General features: G+C 56.8%; 17 protein-coding genes. 8 read left to right on the top strand and 9 right to left on the bottom strand.

The genetic code is table 11. From position 1 onward, the window contains the following. Positions 1-2 precede the first annotated feature (2 nt). The 6 genes from ACREYP_RS17625 to ACREYP_RS17600 form a co-directional block, all read right to left on the bottom strand. On the bottom strand, positions 3-968 hold the full coding sequence (locus ACREYP_RS17625; protein WP_008454429.1) for an ABC transporter ATP-binding protein: 966 nt from the start codon (positions 966-968) through the stop codon (positions 3-5). After that, on the bottom strand, positions 965-1,945 hold the full coding sequence (locus tag ACREYP_RS17620; RefSeq protein WP_336818493.1) for an ABC transporter ATP-binding protein: 981 nt from the start codon (positions 1,943-1,945) through the stop codon (positions 965-967). The genes ACREYP_RS17625 and ACREYP_RS17620 overlap by 4 nt, the downstream gene beginning before the upstream one ends. Continuing rightward, entirely contained in the window at positions 1,942-2,889 is a 948-nt protein-coding gene (opp4C, locus tag ACREYP_RS17615; protein WP_008454432.1) for an oligopeptide ABC transporter permease, read from the bottom strand. Before opp4C ends, ACREYP_RS17620 begins: the two co-directional genes overlap by 4 nt. Beyond that, positions 2,889-3,848 (bottom strand): ABC transporter permease, encoded by a 960-nt coding sequence (locus tag ACREYP_RS17610; protein ID WP_008454434.1) that lies wholly within the window; start codon positions 3,846-3,848, stop codon positions 2,889-2,891. Before ACREYP_RS17610 ends, opp4C begins: the two co-directional genes overlap by 1 nt. Positions 3,849-3,901: 53 nt before the next feature. Beyond that, positions 3,902-5,611 carry an ABC transporter substrate-binding protein gene (locus tag ACREYP_RS17605; RefSeq protein ID WP_442892455.1) on the bottom strand — a complete coding sequence of 570 codons (1,710 nt, stop codon included), beginning with the start codon at positions 5,609-5,611 and terminating at the stop codon, positions 3,902-3,904. 326 nt (positions 5,612-5,937) lie between these two features. Further along, positions 5,938-6,333 carry a VOC family protein gene (locus tag ACREYP_RS17600; RefSeq protein ID WP_008454438.1) on the bottom strand — a complete coding sequence of 132 codons (396 nt, stop codon included), beginning with the start codon at positions 6,331-6,333 and terminating at the stop codon, positions 5,938-5,940. A gap of 141 nt (positions 6,334-6,474) precedes the next feature. On the opposite strand from ACREYP_RS17600, the gene pheP reads away from it, so the two are divergent. The 6 genes from pheP (at position 6,475) to ACREYP_RS17570 (ending at position 12,013) form a co-directional block, all read left to right on the top strand. Beyond that, positions 6,475-7,869 (top strand): phenylalanine transporter, encoded by a 1,395-nt coding sequence (pheP, locus tag ACREYP_RS17595; protein WP_008454440.1) that lies wholly within the window; start codon positions 6,475-6,477, stop codon positions 7,867-7,869. A gap of 252 nt (positions 7,870-8,121) precedes the next feature. Next, a complete protein-coding gene (locus ACREYP_RS17590; protein WP_008454442.1) occupies positions 8,122-8,826 on the top strand; it encodes a hypothetical protein in 705 nt (234 codons plus the stop codon). Continuing rightward, positions 8,819-9,241, top strand: coding sequence for a hypothetical protein (locus ACREYP_RS17585; RefSeq protein ID WP_008454444.1), 423 nt, complete (start codon positions 8,819-8,821; stop codon positions 9,239-9,241). The genes ACREYP_RS17590 and ACREYP_RS17585 overlap by 8 nt, the downstream gene beginning before the upstream one ends. 176 nt (positions 9,242-9,417) lie before the next feature. Further along, positions 9,418-9,843 (top strand): hypothetical protein, encoded by a 426-nt coding sequence (locus ACREYP_RS17580; protein WP_336818494.1) that lies wholly within the window; start codon positions 9,418-9,420, stop codon positions 9,841-9,843. Between the two features lie 111 nt (positions 9,844-9,954). After that, a complete protein-coding gene (locus tag ACREYP_RS17575) occupies positions 9,955-10,857 on the top strand; it encodes an EamA family transporter (RefSeq protein ID WP_166876213.1) in 903 nt (300 codons plus the stop codon). 133 nt (positions 10,858-10,990) lie between these two features. Continuing rightward, positions 10,991-12,013, top strand: a complete 1,023-nt coding sequence (locus ACREYP_RS17570) for a sensor domain-containing diguanylate cyclase (protein ID WP_008454451.1) — start codon at positions 10,991-10,993, stop codon at positions 12,011-12,013. Positions 12,014-12,029: 16 nt separating this feature from the next. On the opposite strand, the gene ampH is transcribed toward ACREYP_RS17570, so the two are convergent. After that, positions 12,030-13,187, bottom strand: a complete 1,158-nt coding sequence (ampH, locus tag ACREYP_RS17565; protein ID WP_008454453.1) for a D-alanyl-D-alanine-carboxypeptidase/endopeptidase AmpH — start codon at positions 13,185-13,187, stop codon at positions 12,030-12,032. Between the two features lie 412 nt (positions 13,188-13,599). Between ampH and lpxP the strand changes: the two genes are divergently transcribed. Both lpxP and sbmA read left to right on the top strand, forming a co-directional pair. Further along, positions 13,600-14,526, top strand: a complete 927-nt coding sequence (gene lpxP / locus ACREYP_RS17560; protein ID WP_498881004.1) for a lysophospholipid acyltransferase family protein — start codon at positions 13,600-13,602, stop codon at positions 14,524-14,526. 247 nt (positions 14,527-14,773) lie between these two features. Then, the gene (gene sbmA, locus ACREYP_RS17555; protein ID WP_008454456.1) at positions 14,774-15,991 is read left to right on the top strand and encodes a peptide antibiotic transporter SbmA; all 1,218 of its coding nucleotides are present in this window, start codon (positions 14,774-14,776) and stop codon (positions 15,989-15,991) included. Between the two features lie 53 nt (positions 15,992-16,044). Here sbmA and ACREYP_RS17550 read toward each other — a convergent pair whose 3' ends face one another. Together ACREYP_RS17550 and ACREYP_RS17545 are read right to left on the bottom strand one after the other, a co-directional pair. Further along, on the bottom strand, positions 16,045-17,580 hold the full coding sequence (locus ACREYP_RS17550) for an efflux MFS transporter permease (protein ID WP_498881003.1): 1,536 nt from the start codon (positions 17,578-17,580) through the stop codon (positions 16,045-16,047). Positions 17,581-17,590: 10 nt separating this feature from the next. After that, a complete protein-coding gene (locus tag ACREYP_RS17545; protein ID WP_008454462.1) occupies positions 17,591-18,769 on the bottom strand; it encodes an HlyD family secretion protein in 1,179 nt (392 codons plus the stop codon). Positions 18,770-18,787: the final 18 nt, after the last annotated feature.

Genomic DNA, 18,787 nt, shown 5'->3' with positions numbered 1-18,787 from the left:
AGCTACACCAAATGACACGCGACGCGATGAGCATCGCCCACTTCCCGCAGCGCCGGGACCTCCTGGCGGCAGCGGTCGGTGACCAGCGGGCAGCGCGAGGAGAAGCGGCAGCCGGAAGGCGGGCGAGAAGGATCGGGGATTTCGCCCTGAATGGCGGCCACCGGCTCGCTGTCCGGATCCAGCGTCGGAACCGCGGCTAACAGCGCCTGCGTATACGGGTGCAGTGGTCGGCTGAACAGCGTGTCGCGGCTGGCGGTTTCCACCAGTTGGCCGAGATACATCACCGCGACGTCGTCGCAGAGGTGCTCCACCACGCCGAGATCGTGCGAGATAAACAGAAACGTCACGCCGCGTTCGTCGCGCAGATCGGAAAACAGGTTGATGATCTGCGCCTGAATGGAGACGTCGAGCGCCGAGATCGGTTCGTCCGCAATAATAAAATCGGGGTTAAGGATCAGCGCGCGGGCAATACCGATGCGCTGGCGCTGGCCGCCGGAAAACTCATGCGGGAAACGGGTGTAATGCTGCGGTGCCAGCCCGCAAATCTTCATCACTTCCAGCACCTTGTCCCGCAGTTCGGCGCGGGTGCACAGCTTGTGCTCCAGCATCGCTTCCCCGATGGCATCGCCCACGCGGATGCGCGGGTTTAAAGAGCTGTAAGGATCCTGAAATACCAGCTGGATTTGGGGGCGCAGCGCCCGCGATTCTTTGGCGCTCAACTCACTCAATTCTTTGCCGCGATACTTCACGCTACCGGCGGTTTTGTCATACAGGCCAAGCAGGGTGCGGCCAACGGTGGTTTTTCCGCTGCCGGACTCGCCCACGAGGCCGAAAATCGTGCCCTGGCGAATGTTGAAGCTGACGCCGTCGACCGCGCGCAGCTCACCAGTTTGTTGGCCAAAAAGCCCGTCGCGCAGCGGGAAGTGTTTTTTGAGCCCTTCGACTTCAATAACGTACTGAGTGTTCACGATGCGGACTCCGCTAACTCACTGTAAAAACAGGCGGCCTGGCGCTGCTGGCCGAGCAGCGACGGAATGCCCTGGCGGCAGCGCTCGGTGGCACGTTCACAGCGATCGGTAAAGGCGCAGTAGGGCGGCAGGGCGGCTAAATCGGGCACCTGGCCGGGGATCGAATAGAGCCTGCGGCGGCGTTCGCCGGGAACAGGCCGGGAAGAAATCAGCCCTTTGGTATAAGGGTGCAGCGGATTGCGGAGCACCTCCGCCGTTGGCCCCTGCTCAACGATGCGTCCGGCATACATCACCACGACGTGTTCGGCCATCTGGGCGATAACGCCGAGATCGTGGGTGATCAGCATCAGCGCCATACGGTGCTGGCGAGCCTGATCCCGCAATAGACGTAGGATCTGCGCCTGAACGGTGACGTCCAGCGCCGTCGTCGGCTCATCGGCGATCAGCAGCTTTGGCCGACAGCTCAGCGCCATGGCGATCATCACGCGCTGTAACATCCCGCCGGAAAGCTGGTGCGGGTAGCTGGCCATCAGGCTTTCCGCTCGCGCCAGCCCGACGTCGGTCAGCATTTGTGTCGCCAGCTGCCAGGCGGCCTTGGGCGTTTCGCCCCGGTGGCGGATCAGCGGCTCGCAAAGCTGGTCGCCGATAGTCAGCACCGGGTTCAGGGCGGTCATCGGCTCCTGGAAAATCATCGCCAGTTCGTTGCCGCGCAAATCTGCCATCTGCGCGGGCTTCAGGCCCAGCAGATTTTTCCCCTGAAACAGGATTTCGCCGCCGTCGATACGTGCCGCCTGCGGAGGCAGCAGCCCCATCAGCGACATGGCGGTCACGCTTTTGCCGCAGCCTGACTCGCCGACGACGCCGACGGTTTGCCCGGCGCGAACGGTAAACGACACGTCCTGCACGGCACGCACGCGCCCATGCTCTCCGGCGAAGGAGAGGGAAAGGTTATTGAACTCAATCAGCGCTTCGTTCATTTCGCGCCTCGCTTCATTTTCGGATCCAGCGCATCGCGCAGGCCGTCGCCCAGCACGTTAATGGCGATCACGGTGATAAAAATGGCGATACCCGGCGGCATCCACAGCCACGGGCGGCGCTGGAAGTCGATCAGGCTGTTGGCGCTGTCCATCATGTTGCCCCACGAAGGCGTGGGCGGCACGACGCCGAGGCCGAGGTAGCTCAGCGCGGACTCCATCAGAATGGCGTTGGCCACCGCCATCGTCGCCATCACCACCAGAATTGGAATGGTGTTCGGCAGCAAGTGCCCGAACAGGCGGCGGCGGGCGGAAAGGCCTAATACGCGGGTCGCCAGCATAAAATCGCGCTCACGCAGGGAGAGAATTTGCCCGCGCACCAGGCGCGCCAGCTTCGGCCACTCCAGCAGGCTCAGCATGATAACCACCATGTAAATGCGCGAGTCCGGCGAGAAGTCGAGCTCCGACAGCATCGCGCCCGCGACGATCAGCAGCGGCAGGCTGGGAATGGTCATCACCAGATCCGCCAGGCGCATAATCAGTTTGTCGGTCCAGCCGCCGAGATAGCCGGAAATCGCGCCGAGCAGGTAGCCGAGGGTAACCGAGAGCAGCATGGTCAGCAGGCCGATAATTAATGAGATGCGCCCGGCCAGCAGCAGGCGGGTGTAGACATCGCGCCCGAGGAAGTCGGTGCCCAGCCAGTGGATTTCGCCAGGCGGCTTGTTGATCATCAGGGCGTCGGTGGCGTCGTCCTTCCACGGCGACCAGAGCGGCCCCAGGGCGCACCAGATTGCCATCACTATCAGCAGAATCAGGCAGAACATCGCCAGGCGGTTGCGCCTCAGCGCCTGCCAGGCCTGATGCCACGGGGAAGGCGTCACCTGTGCCAGCGCCGGAATTTCGGCTTTGCGCAGGCGGCGATTGGTAGAAAACAGAGAACTGAGCATCACGACCTCACCCGAATGCGCGGGTCGGCCCACGCGTAAAGCACGTCGGCAATCAGGTTGCCGAGGATGGTCAGTACCGCCAGAAACAGCGTGAAGCCCATCAGAACCGGGTAGTCACGGGCGGCGAGGGAATCAATATGAATGTGGCCGGCGCCCGGCCAGTTAAAGACCTTTTCGGTAATGATTGCCCCGGAGAACAGCCCCGGCAGCTCAAAGCCCAGCAGGGTGATGATCGGCAGCAGCGCATTGCGCAGGGCGTGTTTAAGAATAACGGTATGCTCGCGCAGCCCCTTGGCGCGGGCGGTGCGGATAAAGTCCATTTTCACCACGTCGAGCATACTGGCGCGGAAGTAGCGCGTCAGGCTGCCCGCCTGCAGCATCACCAGCGCGAGTACGGGCAGCACAAGGTGGGCGGCAACCTGCACGACGTAGGCCCAGCCGGTGGCGTCGCTGCCGGTGTTGGTCATGCCGCCGACTGGCAGCCAGTGCAGGTCTACCGCGAACCACTTGATCAGCAGCAGGCAGAGGAAAAAGGTCGGGAAAGACATGGCGGCGAACACCAGCACGCTGACCAGATGATCAAACAGCGAATTGGGTCTCATGGCCGAAACAATCCCCACCGCCAGACCAATCCCCCAGTAAAACACCAGCGCAATGGCGGCCAGCAGGAAAGAGTTCCAGATGTACTGGTTCAGCAATTGGCTAACGGGGATTTGATATTGCAGAGAGAAGCCCAGGTCTCCCGTCAGCAGTTGCCCAAGCCAGTGAAGGTAGCGGGTGAACAGCGGCTGGTCGAGGCCGTAAATTGCTTTGAGCTCGGCAGCGCGGGCGGCGGTCAGCGTAATATTGCCGTCGATAAAATCCCCGGGCGTTTTTGCAAACAGCATAAAGATAATAAACGAGGCGAGCAGCAGCATCGGCAGGGTTTGCAGCAGGCGGCGCAGAATAAAATTTTTCATCACGTTCTCACTGCCGCCGCCCCGGTGAAAGGGTGGCGGCAAGGGTTACTGCGTTACTTAACGATTTTCACATCCGGCAGGCTGCCGGTCAGGCCGTTGTAGATGTCTGGCTTAAAGCCGGTGACGCGGGCGCTGCTGGCGGACAGGATTTTGCGGTTGCCGAGCAGAATCGCCGGGGGATCTGCCGCCAGTACTTTATACAGCTCGTGGTAGATTGCCTTGCGCTTTTCTTCGTCGAGGATGGCATTGCCTTCGTTAATCAGCTTGTCCACCTGCGGATTGTTATAGCCGGATTCTTTGGCTTCGGTGCTGTAGTAATCCCACACGCCGTCGTGCGGATCGTTCAGCGTGCTGGTGCTAAAGGAGGCCAGATCGTAGTTGCCCGCTTTACGCTGCGCCATCAGGGCATTGAAGTCGACAACCTGCGGCTTCAGCAGCACGCCGATCTGCTGCCAGTTCTCTTTGGCGATAGGGATCAGCGCGTCGTTCAGCACTTTTTTGCTGACCAGCAGCGTCAGCTCCAGGCGCTTGCCGTCCTTCACGCGGATGCCGTCCGGGCCAGGCTTCCAGCCTGCTTCATCCAGTAGTTTTTTCGCCTGCGCCTGATCGAATTTATACGGGTTCACGCCCTCCGGGTTATAAGCCCAGGAAATCGGCGAGATCGGCTCGTTGGCGACCGTGCCGTAGCCCTGGTAGACCACGTCGATCAGTTTTTGGCGATCCAGACCGTAGATCAGCGCCTGGCGAACTTTTACGTCCTGCAGCGCCGGGCGGCGAACGTTGAATTCGACCTTGCTGTAGTCGCTGGAGCCGTAAAGGTTGATATTGGCGAAGCCCAGTAGTTTTAGCTGCTCAATATCATCCGGGCGGGAAGTAAAGGCGTCGTAATCCGTCTCGCCGGTCTGGAACAGCTGGAAGTTGGTGGACGGGTTAGTCACGCGGTAAATAAAGCGCGGCGTTGGCGGGGTGCCGCGATAGAAATGGGTGTTGGCGTGGAAGCGAATTTCCTGCCCTGGGATGTATTTCTCATACACATACGGGCCGTTGCCCAGCGGTTTGCCGTGCAGGGTACGCAGGTAATCCAGGTTGCCGCGCTGGTAGCCTTTGCCGTAGTACGCCTTCGATAGCACGGGGCCGCCGATTTTGCCTGGCGTGGTCGCACCCGGCTGGGTGGTGGTGACCTGCAGCGTGAGCGGGTCAATCACCTTCAGGCCGCTGACGCTGTCGGCTTTCCCGGCTTTGTATTCGGCACCGCCCGCGATGTTGGCGAGCGTGATGTCGGTATCGCCATCATATTTCGGGTCATACAGCACGGTGAGCGTGAACGCGACGTCTTCGGCGGTCAGCGGGGAACCGTCGCTAAAGGTCAGGCCAGGGCGCAGTTTGATGGTATAGACTTTGCCATCCGGGCTGACCGTCCAGCTTTCGGCGAGGCCAGGGACCAGATTGCCATGGCTGTCCCAGTCGATCAGGCGTGAGAAAATGACGTTGGTGACGTTTTCATCCCAGCCGTTAACGAAGAAGTAAGGGTTGAAGATCCCCTGAGGTTCGGAAATCCCGGCGACCACGGTGTCTTTGCGCAGCTTGGCCGTGGCCGGGATTTGACTGGCGTCGGTGGCGGGCGTGATGCCCTCTTTTAAGAGGTCATCGGCCGCCGCCGCGCCGGAGAAAGCCACCACGCTGCTAATCAGGGCTGCCTGTAAGGCCAGGCGAAAGCGCGTGGGTTTTGTTTGTAATGCGTCAAGTAACCTGGCCAATAGCATTCCCTCAAGATTTTTTGCTGTAAAATTTACAAATCATGACGAAAGATAAAAGCCCAGATCTTGCCTGTCTAATAACGAAACGCTATGCCTTATACTCGTCATTCTTCAAGCTATACCCGCGTTGACCGCACCTGTTATTCGGCTTATCCATGAGCCTCACCCTAAAGGGCCGCTGCGAGCAGCGTTCAAATCCGTTCCCGACGGATTTGTCACCCCAGTCACATAGTTTAGCTATGCTCCTGGGGATGACTGGCCTTGCCGCCTTGTTGTAGCTTGAATTATTTAGAGTATTTAACTTTTTACTTCCGTAGCCCGTACAAAGCGTATTAGTTGTGCTGGAGCAAGTCCCAGCGGTTGCCGTAGAGATCTTCAAAGACGGCAACCGTGCCGTATTCTTCCTCTCGTGGAACTTCGCAGAAATGCACGCCGTTGGCCGTCATCATGGCGTGATCGCGCCAAAAATCATCGGTGTGAAGGAAAAGGAAAACCCTGCCGCCGCACTGATCGCCAATAGAAGCCTGCTGGCGTTCGTTGGTGGCTTTGGCTAACAGCAGGTGGCAATCACTTTCCGGGTTTGGCGTGACCACAACCCAGCGTTTTCCCTCTTGAGGCGTGTCCTCCACGAGCGTGAAGCCCAGTTTTTGGGTGTAGTATTCAATCGCCTTGTCGTAATCATCCACGACGATAGCCACGCAGCCCAGCGCCCGTTTTTGCGTTTTCAATGCCTGCTCCTTTCCTCCGGTGATAAACGGGCGTGAGCATAACATTCACCAAGGATTATTTCCGAAGTGTAACCATTCCTTGCCACTCTTAGCTTCAGGTGTTAAAAGGTGCCCCTTTGACAAATCACAAAGGAGCAGGGCGTGAAAAACACGTCAGTCGCCTCTGAGCCACAGGGCCAGAGTGCGGGGCCGGAGGATGGCCATCAATTACAGCGCGGCTTGCAGAATCGCCATATTCAGCTGATTGCGCTGGGCGGTGCGATCGGCACCGGACTCTTTCTCGGCATTGGCCCGGCGATCCAAATGGCGGGGCCTGCGGTCCTGCTGGGCTACGGCGTGGCGGGGATCATTGCATTTCTGATCATGCGCCAGCTCGGTGAAATGGTGGTTGAAGAGCCGGTTTCTGGTTCGTTTTCGCATTTTGCCTATAAATATTGGGGGCCGTTTGCCGGCTTCCTGTCCGGCTGGAACTACTGGGTGATGTTCGTGCTGGTCGGCATGGCAGAGCTGACCGCCGGCGGCATTTATATGCAGTACTGGTTCCCGGACGTGCCGACCTGGACCTGGGTGGCGCTGTTCTTCGTGGTGATTAACGCCGCGAACCTCGTGAACGTGCGCCTTTATGGCGAGATGGAGTTCTGGTTTGCGCTGATTAAGGTGCTGGCGATTGTCGGCATGATTGGCTTCGGCATCTGGCTGCTGGCTTCCGGCCACGGCGGCGAGCGCGCGGGCGTGAGCAACCTCTGGCAGCACGGCGGCTTCCTCGCCACGGGCTGGCACGGGCTGATTTTGTCCCTCGCGGTGATTATGTTCTCGTTCGGCGGGCTGGAGCTTATCGGTATTACGGCGGCCGAGGCGCGTTCGCCACAAACCACCATCCCGAAAGCGGTGAACCAGGTGGTGTATCGCATTCTGCTGTTTTATATCGGCTCGCTGGTGGTGCTGCTTTCGCTCTACCCGTGGCTGGAGATCAAGTCCAACAGCAGTCCGTTTGTGATGATTTTCCACGAGCTGAACAGCAATGTGGTTGCCTCGGCGCTCAACTTCGTGATTCTGGTGGCTTCGCTGTCGGTTTATAACAGCGGCGTGTATTCCAACAGCCGGATGCTGTTCGGCCTCTCCGTGCAGCGCAATGCGCCAAAATTCCTGGCGAAAGTCAGCCGCGGTGGCGTGCCGGTGAATTCACTGCTGCTGTCTGGCGCGATCACTTCGCTGGTTGTCGTCCTCAACTATGTGCTGCCGCATGACGCCTTTGGCCTGCTGATGGCGCTGGTGGTGGCAACGCTGCTGCTGAACTGGATCATGATTTCGCTGGCGCACATCAAGTTCCGTCGCGCGATGCGCCGTCAGGGGCATGAAACCCGCTTCAAGGCGCTGCTTTACCCGTTCGGTAACTACCTGTGCATCGCCTTTATGATGATGGTGCTGGGGCTGATGTGTACCATTGACGGGATGCGCGTGTCTGCCATGCTGCTGCCGGCCTGGATAGTGTTCCTCTTTATTGCCTTTAAGCTGCTGCGCCGTAAAACCCACTAAAGTCCCCCCCAATAACGCCAGCTGCTTTTAATCGGGTTGGCGTTATTTATAATTAAATATTAATTAAGTTTTTATTTTATATTCTCCAGTGGCAATTTATCTCCTGGTTTGAGAGATTATATATAATCGAGAGGGGTTTGTTTTATGAGTTATTATATTTAATGATGTGATGTCTGGGTAATATAATTATGATGAATGAAACAGGTGACTGCATAAATTAAATCTCATCTATTGAACAAGGAGTGTAAAGCGATGAGCAAGCGGAGTGATATAATTGGTGGAGAGGTTGCTGTTGATATCTCCCATGGTCTTATTTATACAGAAGTACTGGGATGGGTCGATTTGGGCCACGCTCAGGGGACCGATATACGAAATTTGTTGCGGGACATTGACTCGGGGGAAAGGCAGGAAAAGGAGTATTACGATGTAGCTTATTCACAGGCTATGACCAGCCCGGGCCGACTGATTAAAATGGGCAAATTTATTAAATGGCGGATTAAACGTGGCCGCACCCCACTTGAGCGCAGAAGTATTGCGCTGGCAATGATGATGTCGTTGGCGCGCAAGTTCGAAGGGCTGCAGGCGTCATTCCCCGTTAGCCTGGTGACGGACAGCGGATTTAGCGGCGAGGATCTGGTGTCAAATTTGCTGGGGTTCTATCGGGTTGTTTCTATCCCAAAGCCATTTGGCATGTTACGTGTAGTCAGCCGAGAAAAAGCGCTTAAACGCTGGGATCATTACGGCAAAATTGGCGGCTGGAAAAACGAATCGTTCCGGCCGCTGCTGTTTCCCGACCCCGATATCTTCCCCAACGCCAGACCTTACAAGGGCAACTTGCCTAACTTTATGCAAACCGTCAGGCCGTGGAGCGACTTCCGCTCAGGTATTGTCAGGGTCGTCAGCGCCGATGGCTCATATATCGATAATGGAAGAAACGGGGTACTACCTTATGCGTAACGCTTTAAAAATTTTTACCGCGGTCGTTGTGGTGATTGCCGCCGGGCTGGTGTGGGCGTGGCCTTATATAACAATGGAGTTCGCGGGTAGCGCCCATTACACCGAGCAGGACAAACGGGAATATAAATTTTATACCCCCGATATTCTGCGAGAAATGCCGCGGATTTCCCCCCGGTACGACTTTGACTATGTGAACGTTACCGGGCCTGGGGCATTTATTCATGCGATCCGATTCTATGATGTTGCTGACTCCAGCAGAATAGATACCTATCTGGATGTAAAAGGGTATGTAAAACAAAATGATTGCTTTATAGAAGCTGCTTGCTGGCAGGGGAGCGATCCCGAGGAGACGATCACAGTAAGCCATTTGGCAGAAAAAAATATTATCCAGATCGCCGTCATTTATGACTACTGATTGCCGCTACTTTTGCTGTACCGGAAGTTGCCGATAGCAACGTCCGTCTCCTTCCCGGATTTAGGATAACTTTATGCAAACCGCCAGGCCGTGGAACGATTTCCGTACAGGCATTGTCAGGGTCGTCAGCGCCGATGGCTCATATATCGATAAAGCAAAGGGAGGGACGTTGCCTTATGCGTAACGCTTTAAAAGTGCTTATCGCGGTCGCTGTGGTGATTACCGCCGGGCTGATCTGGGCCTGGCCCTATATAGAGATGAGCTTTGAGGGTAGCGCCCATTACACCGAACAGGACAAGCGGAAATATAAATTTTATACCCCCGATATCCTGCGACAAATGCCGCGTATTTCCCCCCGCTACGACTTTAATTATGTGAATATTACCGGACCTGCCGCATTTATCCATGCAGTCAGCTTTTATGATATTGATGACTCCAGCAAAGTTGATCTTTATCTGGAGGAAAAAGGATATACAAAACAGGATGATTGTTTTATCGATGGAACGTGCTGGAAAGGAAGCGATCCCGAGGAGACGATTACGGTTGCACACCACGAGAAAAAAAAATTCATTCAGGTAAGTGTCATTTACAATCTACGATAGCCGCTGATTATGCCAGGCCGGAGGTGGACAACAGCAACGTTCGGCAACTAATCCTCCCTGATTTACGCTATCATGCTGCGCTAAAGAAACGGGTGTTAAAAGGGCAGGGGAATGAGCGTTAGTCGGAAAGGGATGCTGTATGTGTTGTTTGCGGCGGTGCTGTGGGGAAGCTCCGGGGTTTGTGCGCAGTACATCATGGAGCAAAGCCATATTTCCTCGGCGTCACTGACCATGCTCCGACTGCTGTTCTCCGGCCTGATTCTGCTGATGCTGTCGTTTATGCACGGGGACAAAATCTTCGCCGTGTTTAAGCAACGAAACGACCTGATTTCCCTGCTGATTTTTACCCTCTGCGGCGCGTTGACGGTGCAGCTGACCTTCCTTTTGACCATCGAACAGTCAAACGCCGCGACAGCGACGGTGCTGCAATTCCTTTCGCCGACCATTATCGTGGCCTGGTTTGCCTTTGTGCGGAAAAAGCGTTCCGGCAAACTGGTTTATGCCGCGATTGGCACCTCGTTAATCGGGACGTTTGTGCTGGTGACTCATGGCAACCCAGCGTCGATTACCATTTCCGGCAGCGCGTTGTTCTGGGGTATCGCCTCCGCGTTTGCCGCAGCGTTTTACACGACCTATCCCTCGAAGCTGATTGCTCGCTACGGCACACTGCCCGTTGTGGGCTGGAGTATGCTGCTGGGCGGCGCGGCGCTGCTGCCGTTTTACGCCAGCCAGATCGGCAGTTTCACCGCCACCGGCGGCACGCTGCTGGCCTTCTTCTACCTGGTGATAGTCGGCACGGCGATCACTTTCAGCCTCTACCTGACAGGGGCGCAAATGATTGGCGGGCCAAAGGCCAGCATTCTTAGCTGCGCGGAGCCGCTGAGCAGCGCATTGCTCTCGGTGCTGCTGCTGGGCATTAGCTTTACGCTGCCGGACTGGCTGGGGTCGCTGCTGATTATCTCTTCGGTGGTGCTTATCTCTCTGGATTCCCGGGGCAAGCTGCATTCACACTAAGTCGCTACATTTTGCAAGGTTTAATTACCGGCAGAAATATCATATTTTGAGGGGTAGAAGTTGCCGTTGTGATACGGTAAAAAGTGCGCTTCCCGGCGCAAGTCTGCACCTCCGATAAAGGTATTTCAGTGTGATGATTGATAATCTGATTGAGCGAATCTCTTCCGCTTTAGACGCCGAATACACCCTGGAAGGTTTGGTCAGACAGCTGCTGGAAATGCTGGAGCTGGTGACTAACATGGAATCCACCTACCTGACCCGCATTGATGCGGAGGGTAGCCAGCAGCAAATTGTTTTCTCCCGCAATACCAAGGCGATGAATATTCCCGAAGGGCTTTCCGTGCCCTGGGAAGACACGCTATGTAAACGCGCTTTAGACGAAGGCCGCCGCTATACCTGCGATGTCGCAAAAGTATGGGGTGACTCTGAAGCGGCAAAGGCGCTGGGGATTGTGACCTACGTCAGCACGCCCGTGACCCTTGCCGATGGTTCGCTCTACGGCACGCTCTGCGCCGCCAGTTCTGAACAGCGCGAGCTGACCGATCATAGCGAACAGGTCTTGCAGCTGTTTTCTCAGCTGATTGCACAGCAGATTCAGAATGAGCAGCTATTGAAAAAGCTTCAGCAGGCCAACGTCGCGCTGACGACCGCCAGCTACACCGATGAATTAACCGGGTTGCCTAACCGCCGCGCGGTCTTCGATCAGCTGCCTCGTTTGTTCTCGCGCGCCAAAGATGACGCCCGCTACGTGCTGGTGGCCTTTGCCGATCTGGATGGATTTAAACAGATAAACGATCTGCACGGGCATGAAACCGGGGACGATTTCCTTTGCGCCATCGGCCAGCGGCTGAAAGAGGGCGTGAGGGGGGACGAAATATTAGGTCGCCTGGGCGGCGATGAGTTTATCGTTGCCGGTGCGGGGCCCACGGAATACAGCGAAGCTCTGCGAGCGACCATGGCTTTTCGTGCCAGACTGGCAGAGCTGCTGAGCGGCGAGTACCAGCTAAAATCCTGCGTGATTGATTATGCGGGGCCCAGCATCGGGGCTATCGCCGTGAATCCGGCTACTATCACGCCGGACGATGCGATACGCGAGGCGGACACGCTTATGTATGTGGATAAGAAGCGCCGTAAAAATGGCGCGGCGGTAAGCTAAACGCCGCGCGCAATCCTCAGGATGCCGGTGTTACTACAGCCTTATTACCGCTAAGTTCAGTCACCAGATCGTTCACGCCGTCGCTCATGTTAACGAAGCGAGTCAGCGGCGAGCGTGTGACCACCACAAAAACGCCCACGTTATTCTGCGGCACCATCGCCATATAGGTAATGAAGCCGCCGCCGCCGCCGGTTTTCTGAATAATGCCCGGGCGGCCCTCTTTCGGTGACATCCAGACCCAGCCCATGCCCAGCGCGTCGGCTTTTCCCGGCACATCCATGCCAATGACCTTATGCAGCTGGCTGCGCTGATAAATCAGCGTTTGCATTCTGTCTGCCTGGCCGCCGCGATGATGGAAGTCGGAAGAGAGGAATTGCTGCATCCAGCGCATCATATCGCCGGGGGTAGAATAGACGCCGCCGCTGCCCACCGCCGCCAGCGTGTTATCGCAAGGGCTGGCGCCTTTCTCGGCAATCATCAGGCGCTTGCACTGGTCTGGTGACGGGGTAAAGGTGGTGTCTTTCATCCCCAGCGGGCGAGCGATTTGCTCATCGAACAGGTCGGCATATGGCCTGCCGGTTGCACGGGACAGGGCATCAGCCAGCAGGTCAAACGCCAGGTTTGAATAGGCGGCCACGGTACCCGGGGCGGCTTTCAGCGTGGCCTGCGAGAGCCAGTTCCAGCGCTGATCCCGCGTCGGCCAGGTGAACACCGTGCGGTGCGCTGCGCCGCCGGGCTGTTCGCGCGGCAGGGAACTGGTATGAGTGGCCAGGTTAATCAGCGTAATCGGCTGGCCGTTAAAGGTCGGCACCCGGGCGCCGGGAGGCGCATATTTGCTGAGCGGATCGTTGAGCTGAACCTTCCCCTGATCGAGCATTTTTACCAGCATTTCGCTGGTCATCAGCTTTGTCAGTGAGGCGATGCGGATCACGGAATCCAGCTGCGGGCGAACGTTATTGCCTGGCCGGGTATCGCCGAAGCTGCGAAACACCCGCTGGTTACCGTCAATCACCACGATAGCCATGCCGGTGGCTCCGCTGCCGTAATAAATATGGTTGGCATAGCGATCGACAACGTCGGCGGCAAATTCAGGTGCCGGAGACGGTTGCGCAAAACTGAGCGCCGGTAGCAGCGCAGCGGCCAGCAAAAGAAGACGAGGAAGACGAGTTTTCAACGCAAAAATCCAGTTTAAAAAATAAGGCGGTATAGCAGGTATTTATACTACTCCGCGCCCTTATGCAAAGCGTCAATTCAGCCTTTACGGCCTGAAAAGCGTAACCGTGCGTTACATCACCAGATGACGCACAAAAGTTTGTCAGTTGCGGTTTAATAAAGCATTTTTTGCCTGTTTTTACACTCAGGCTGGCGCTGTTGCCCGGCGACCATAAAGAAAGATCTTAAATAAGATTAAAGACCGATGATTTCGCTACGCTGCTTTAGCAAAAAGTGCGTATTATCCTGCTCGTTATTAACGGTCTGAGTGCAACTATTTCTGAACCCCGGAATCTTAGTAACGGCTTAAGGCGTACCGCGATTGATTCAATTCTTTATGCGATACATCATCCCCTCGCATTAAAGAAGTGAATATGTCTACTAACCCGCTGTTTTATAAGTGCCTCCTGCATCCTCGCTATTGGCTAACCTGGTTTGGGCTGGGTGTGCTTTGGCTGTGGGTTCAGCTTCCGTACCCGGTATTGATGAAAATGGGCGACCTGATTGGCCGTTTCTCGATGCATTTTCTCAAGCGCCGGGTCACCATTGCCCGCCAGAATCTTCACCTTTGCTTCCCGCACTACAGCGAAGCGCAGGTTGAGGCCACCGTGCGGCAAAACTTTGCCTCCCTCGGCATGGGACTGATTGAAACCGGTATGGCCTGGTTCTGGCCGGATGAGAGAGTGCAAAAATGGTTTGATGTTCGTGGCCTCGAGCACATCAATGCCGCCTGCGACAAAGGCAAAGGCGTGATGGTTATCGGCGTGCATTTTATGTCGCTGGAACTGGGCGGGCGCGTCATGGGGCTGTGTCGCCCGATGATGGCGATGTACCGGCCGCACAACAACAAAGTCATGGAATATGTGCAAACCCGTGGGCGCTCGCGCTCCAACAAAGCGATGCTCGACAGGCGTAACCTGAAGGGAATGGTGAAAGCGCTGAAATCCGGCGAGGCGGTGTGGTTCGCCCCGGATCAGGACTATGGTCCGAAAGGCAGTTCTTTTGCGCCTTTCTTCGCGGTTCAACAGGCCGCGACAACCAACGGTACCTTTACTATTGCCCGTCTGGCAAAACCCGCCATTCTGACCACGGTTTTGATCCGCAAGCCCTGTGGGACGGGCTACCAGCTGGTCATCGAGCCGGAGTTCTGTGATTATCCCGGCGAAGATGAGCAGGCCGCCGCAGCCTATATGAACCGTAAAATTGAGCACGAAATTATGCGCGCGCCGGAGCAGTATCTGTGGCTGCACCGCCGTTTTAAAACCCGGCCTTTTGGCCACGCCAGGCTTTACACGATTTAATCTTCAGGCAGGCGTGCCACGTTTTTGAAGTGCGTTGGCAGGCCTGAACCCCGCCTTGTGGTAGCGGGGAAGGGGCACAACGGTCTCCTGGCCCCCGCATAAAAACGGCCGAGGCCTGTCTCCAGGGCTGGCGCCAGCTTATGTAAGCCTCTCTCACTCCTTGATACAACATTCTGCAAGCATTATCGTAGAACGTTCGCTATAACCGGCAGATATAACAACAAAAAGTCGTCCCAGGAGTGTTGTCATGTTCAAATCTTTCTTCCCGTCGCCGAAGCTGTTTTTTCTTTCGGCGGCAATATGGGGACTACTCGCAGTCATATTTTGGCAGGCCGGCGGCGGCCTCTGGTTGGAAAACCTTGCGGGTGCCAGCCAGCAAATACCGATCAGTGCGGCACGTTTTTGGACGTTAAAAGCATTTGTTTTTTATGCTTTTTATGCTGTCAGTGTGGGCCTTTTTGCCGGTGTATGGGCACTGGTGAGTCCGCATCCGTGGCAGCGCTGGTCAATTCTCGGCTCTTCGCTTATCGTCTTTGTGACCTGGTTTATGGTCGAACTGGGCGTGGCGATCAACGCCTGGTATGCACCGTTCTTTGACCTTATCCAAACCGCGTTAGCGTCCCCGAATAAAGTCCCGCTGCAGCGATTCTATAGCGAAACCGGCGTGTTTCTTGGTATCGCGCTGATTTATGTCACCGTCGGCGTGCTGAACAGCTTCTTTATCAGCCATTATGTGTTTCGCTGGCGCACGGCGATGAACGACTACTATATGGAGCACTGGCAGAAGCTGCGCCATATCGAAGGGGCTGCCCAGCGTGTGCAGGAAGACACCATGCGCTTTGCCTCAACGCTTGAGGATATGGGTGTGAGCCTGCTGCAGTCGGTGATGACGCTGATTGCTTTCCTGCCGATTCTTGTCGCGCTGTCTCCACACGTGAAAGAATTGCCGATTGTCGGGGCGGTGCCTTATGGCCTGGTGATTGCGGCGATTATCTGGTCGCTAATGGGAACCGGCCTGCTGGCCGCGGTCGGGATAAAGCTGCCGGGGCTGCAGTTTAATAACCAAAAAGTTGAGGCCGCCTACCGTAAAGAGCTGGTTTACGGGGAAGACGACGGCAGCCGTGCTACGCCGCCAACGGTTAAAGCGCTGTTTGGCGACGTGCGGCATAACTATTTCCGTCTCTACTTCCACTACACCTACTTTAATATTGTGCGGATTCTTTATCTGCAGATAGACAACGTGTTTGGTCTTTTCCTGCTGTTCCCTTCTATTGCCGCAGGCGCGATTACCCTGGGGCTGATGCAGCAGATCACCAACGCTTTTGGCCAGGTGCGCGGCTCGTTCCAGTACTTGATCAGTTCCTGGACCACGCTGGTTGAATTGATGTCTATCTACAAACGTCTGCGCAGCTTCGAGCGAACGCTGCAGGATGTGCCGGTGCCGGGCACCGAAGAAGCCGTCTGAGGCGAAAAGAAAAGGGATGGCGTAATGCCATCCCTTTTACTGGTTCTTTCTGATCAATGCCCTGCGGAAGGGGCACCCGGCGCTCCAGCCCGTATAAACGGCGGACGGGCAAACCAAATCACGACAATCAGCGCCATAAAGCCCCAGCCCAGCAGCCAGAAGTAGTCGATGGTCGACATCATATAGGCCTGCTGCTCAATGGTTTTATCCACCACGGCCAGGTGCTGCTGCGTGGCGCCGCCCATCTTGTGCAGGTAATCCACCGCCGACGGATTGTAGGCTGAGACGCTCTCCGTCAGGTTGGCATGGTGATAAACCTCGCGGCGCGACCAAATCCAGGTGGTCAGGGACGAAGCAAACGACCCGCCAAGCACGCGGAAGAAGGTTGCCAGCCCGGAGCCTTCCGCGACCTCAACGCCGTGCAGGTTCGACAGCACAATGGTGGTGATCGGCATGAAGAAGAACGCCACGCCGATCCCCATAAACAGCTGCACTTCGGCGATGGTGCGGAAATCCACGCTGGTATTAAACTGCGCGCGCAGCAGGCACGAAGCGCCCATGGTCAGGAACGACAGTGTGGCCAGCAGGCGCATATCAACCTTATTGGCGTAGCGCCCGACAATCGGCGTCAGCAACAGCGGTAACACACCCATCGGCGCGGCGGCCAGCCCGGCCCAGATGGCGGTGTAGCCCATCTGGGTTTGCAGCCACTGCGGCAGAATAATGTTGATGGCGAAGAACGCGGCGTAGCCCAGCGTCAGCGACAGCGTGCCGATGGCGAAGTTGCGGTCGGCGAACAGCCGCAGGTTGACTATTGGGTGACGCTCGCCAAGCTCCCAAATGACAAACGACACCAGTGAAACCGCGGAGATAACCGACATGGTGATGATCTCCGGCGAGGCGAACCAGTCGAGATCGTTCCCTTTATCCAGCACCACCTGAAGCAGCCCCACGCCCAGCACCAGCAGCGCAATCCCGATGTAGTCGATAGGGGCGATGGTGGTCGTTTCTTCACGCTCGCGCAGCTGCGTCCAGACCACGATGGCGGCAAAGATCCCGATCGGCACATTGATGTAGAAGATCCACGGCCAGGAATAGTTATCGGTGATCCAGCCGCCGGTGATCGGCCCGACAATAGGCGCGACAACCGTCACCATCGACAGCAGCGCCAGCGCCATACTTCGCTTGCTGGACGGGAAGATAATCAGCAATAGCGTCTGGCACATCGGGAACATCGGCCCGGCGAAAAAGCCCTGCAGCGCGCGGAAGATAATCAGCTCGGTCATGCTGTGGGCAAAGCCGCACAGGAACGAGGTGAGGGTGAACAGCGCCACAGAACCCACAAACAGCTTGAGCTGCCCGAACCGGCGGGTAAACCAGCCGGTCAGCGGCAGGGCAATGGCGTTACACACCGCGAACGAAGTGATAACCCAGGTACCCTGGTCGGCGCTGACGCCGAGGTTACCGGCGATCGTCGGCAGCGCCACGTTAGCGATGGTGGAGTCCAGCACCTGCATAAACGTCGCCAGCGACAGCGCGATCGTCGCCAGCAGCAGGCTGGGGGGCGTAAACGCCGCCTTATCTTGCATAACGTCTCTCTTAGCGGTTGGCTGACGCTACCGGCTGGCTGTTGTCATGAAGGATTTTGGTGACCAGTTGGTCGGCTTCGTCCAGCGCGTTCTGGTAAACGTCGGTGGTAAAGCGCGGCGCGGCGACGGTTTTTTGCGGCAGCAGGTGGCCGTCTGCATTGCGAATATCAACGCGAGCGAACATCGACAGGCCTACCCGCAGCGGGTGTTTCTGCATGTCGTGCGGATCAAGCGTGATGCGCACCGGCAGACGCTGAACGATTTTGATCCAGTTCCCGCTGGCGTTCTGGGCCGGTAACAGCGAGAAGGCGCTGCCGGTGCCGATGCCGAGGCTTTCAATGGTGCCGTGATACTCCACGTCGTCCCCGTAGAGATCGGCGGTGAGCGTTACCTTCTGCCCCAGGCGCATGTCCTGCATCTGGCTCTCTTTGAAGTTGGCGTCAACCCAGACCTGGTCCAGCGGCACAATCGCCAGCAGGGTGGTGCCGGAATCAACGCGCATTCCCAGCTGAACGGCGCGTTTAGCGACAAAGCCGCTCACCGGAGCAACGATGGTACTGCGGGCGTTATCGAGGAAGCGCTGGCGCAGCGTGGCTACGGCGCTTTTAATTTCCGGATGGCTGTCGATAACCGTGTCATCCACCATCGCTAAATTAGTGCGTAATGCCTGCTGGGCGGCGGTGAGATCGCTTTGCGCGCTGGTCACGGCATCGCGGTAATGGGACAGGTCTTCAGCGGCGATAGCCCCGGTGGCAAAAATCTTCTGGCGGCGAGCGTAGTCGCTCTGTGCCGTTTGCAGTGCCACCTGCTTCGCTGCGACCTGAGCCCGGTAGTTATCCGCGGTGCTGTAAAGTCCACGTACCTGACGCACGGTATTCGCCAGGTTGGCTTCTGCCTGCTGGAGCGCGATTTCGGTGTCGCTTGGGTCGAGCTGTACCAGCGGCTGCCCTTTTTCGACGTAGTCTCCTTCATCGACGCTGACCTGCGTTACCGTGCCGCCGATTTGCGGCGTCAGCGTGACCTGGTTGCCGTTGACGTAGGCGTCGTCGGTGGTTTCGTAGTAGCGCGCGTAAAGCATATACCACGCCACGCAGCCGGCGCCGATCAGCAGTAGGATAATGAGAAAAATGGCGAAGTTACGCTTGCGCTTGCTCGGCGCGCGTTCAACCTGCTCGGTAGAGGTTTGCATTTTGTATGTGGCCTTAAT

Origin of the sequence: Enterobacter sp. TMH.L2 (assembly GCF_050847315.1) — a bacterium.
Lineage (GTDB): Bacteria > Pseudomonadota > Gammaproteobacteria > Enterobacterales > Enterobacteriaceae > Cedecea.
Note: the sequence above shows the minus strand (reverse complement) of the source record. Positions and strands in the feature narration are given on the sequence as shown.

Excerpts from the sequence above, each read along its gene's own strand:
- lpxP (WP_498881004.1), top strand. The coding sequence starts at position 13,600 with ATGTCTACTAACCCGCTGTTTTATAAGTGCCTCCTGCATCCTCGCTAT.
- ACREYP_RS17620 (WP_336818493.1), bottom strand. The coding sequence starts at position 1,945 with ATGAACGAAGCGCTGATTGAGTTCAATAACCTTTCCCTCTCCTTCGCC.
- ACREYP_RS17580 (WP_336818494.1), top strand. The coding sequence starts at position 9,418 with ATGCGTAACGCTTTAAAAGTGCTTATCGCGGTCGCTGTGGTGATTACC.
- ACREYP_RS17585 (WP_008454444.1), top strand. The coding sequence starts at position 8,819 with ATGCGTAACGCTTTAAAAATTTTTACCGCGGTCGTTGTGGTGATTGCC.
- ACREYP_RS17610 (WP_008454434.1), bottom strand. The coding sequence starts at position 3,848 with ATGAAAAATTTTATTCTGCGCCGCCTGCTGCAAACCCTGCCGATGCTG.
- ACREYP_RS17590 (WP_008454442.1), top strand. The coding sequence starts at position 8,122 with ATGAGCAAGCGGAGTGATATAATTGGTGGAGAGGTTGCTGTTGATATC.
- ACREYP_RS17570 (WP_008454451.1), top strand. The coding sequence starts at position 10,991 with ATGATTGATAATCTGATTGAGCGAATCTCTTCCGCTTTAGACGCCGAA.
- ACREYP_RS17605 (WP_442892455.1), bottom strand. The coding sequence starts at position 5,611 with ATGCTATTGGCCAGGTTACTTGACGCATTACAAACAAAACCCACGCGC.
- opp4C (WP_008454432.1), bottom strand. The coding sequence starts at position 2,889 with ATGCTCAGTTCTCTGTTTTCTACCAATCGCCGCCTGCGCAAAGCCGAA.
- ACREYP_RS17550 (WP_498881003.1), bottom strand. The coding sequence starts at position 17,580 with ATGCAAGATAAGGCGGCGTTTACGCCCCCCAGCCTGCTGCTGGCGACG.
- ACREYP_RS17575 (WP_166876213.1), top strand. The coding sequence starts at position 9,955 with ATGAGCGTTAGTCGGAAAGGGATGCTGTATGTGTTGTTTGCGGCGGTG.
- sbmA (WP_008454456.1), top strand. The coding sequence starts at position 14,774 with ATGTTCAAATCTTTCTTCCCGTCGCCGAAGCTGTTTTTTCTTTCGGCG.
- ACREYP_RS17545 (WP_008454462.1), bottom strand. The coding sequence starts at position 18,769 with ATGCAAACCTCTACCGAGCAGGTTGAACGCGCGCCGAGCAAGCGCAAG.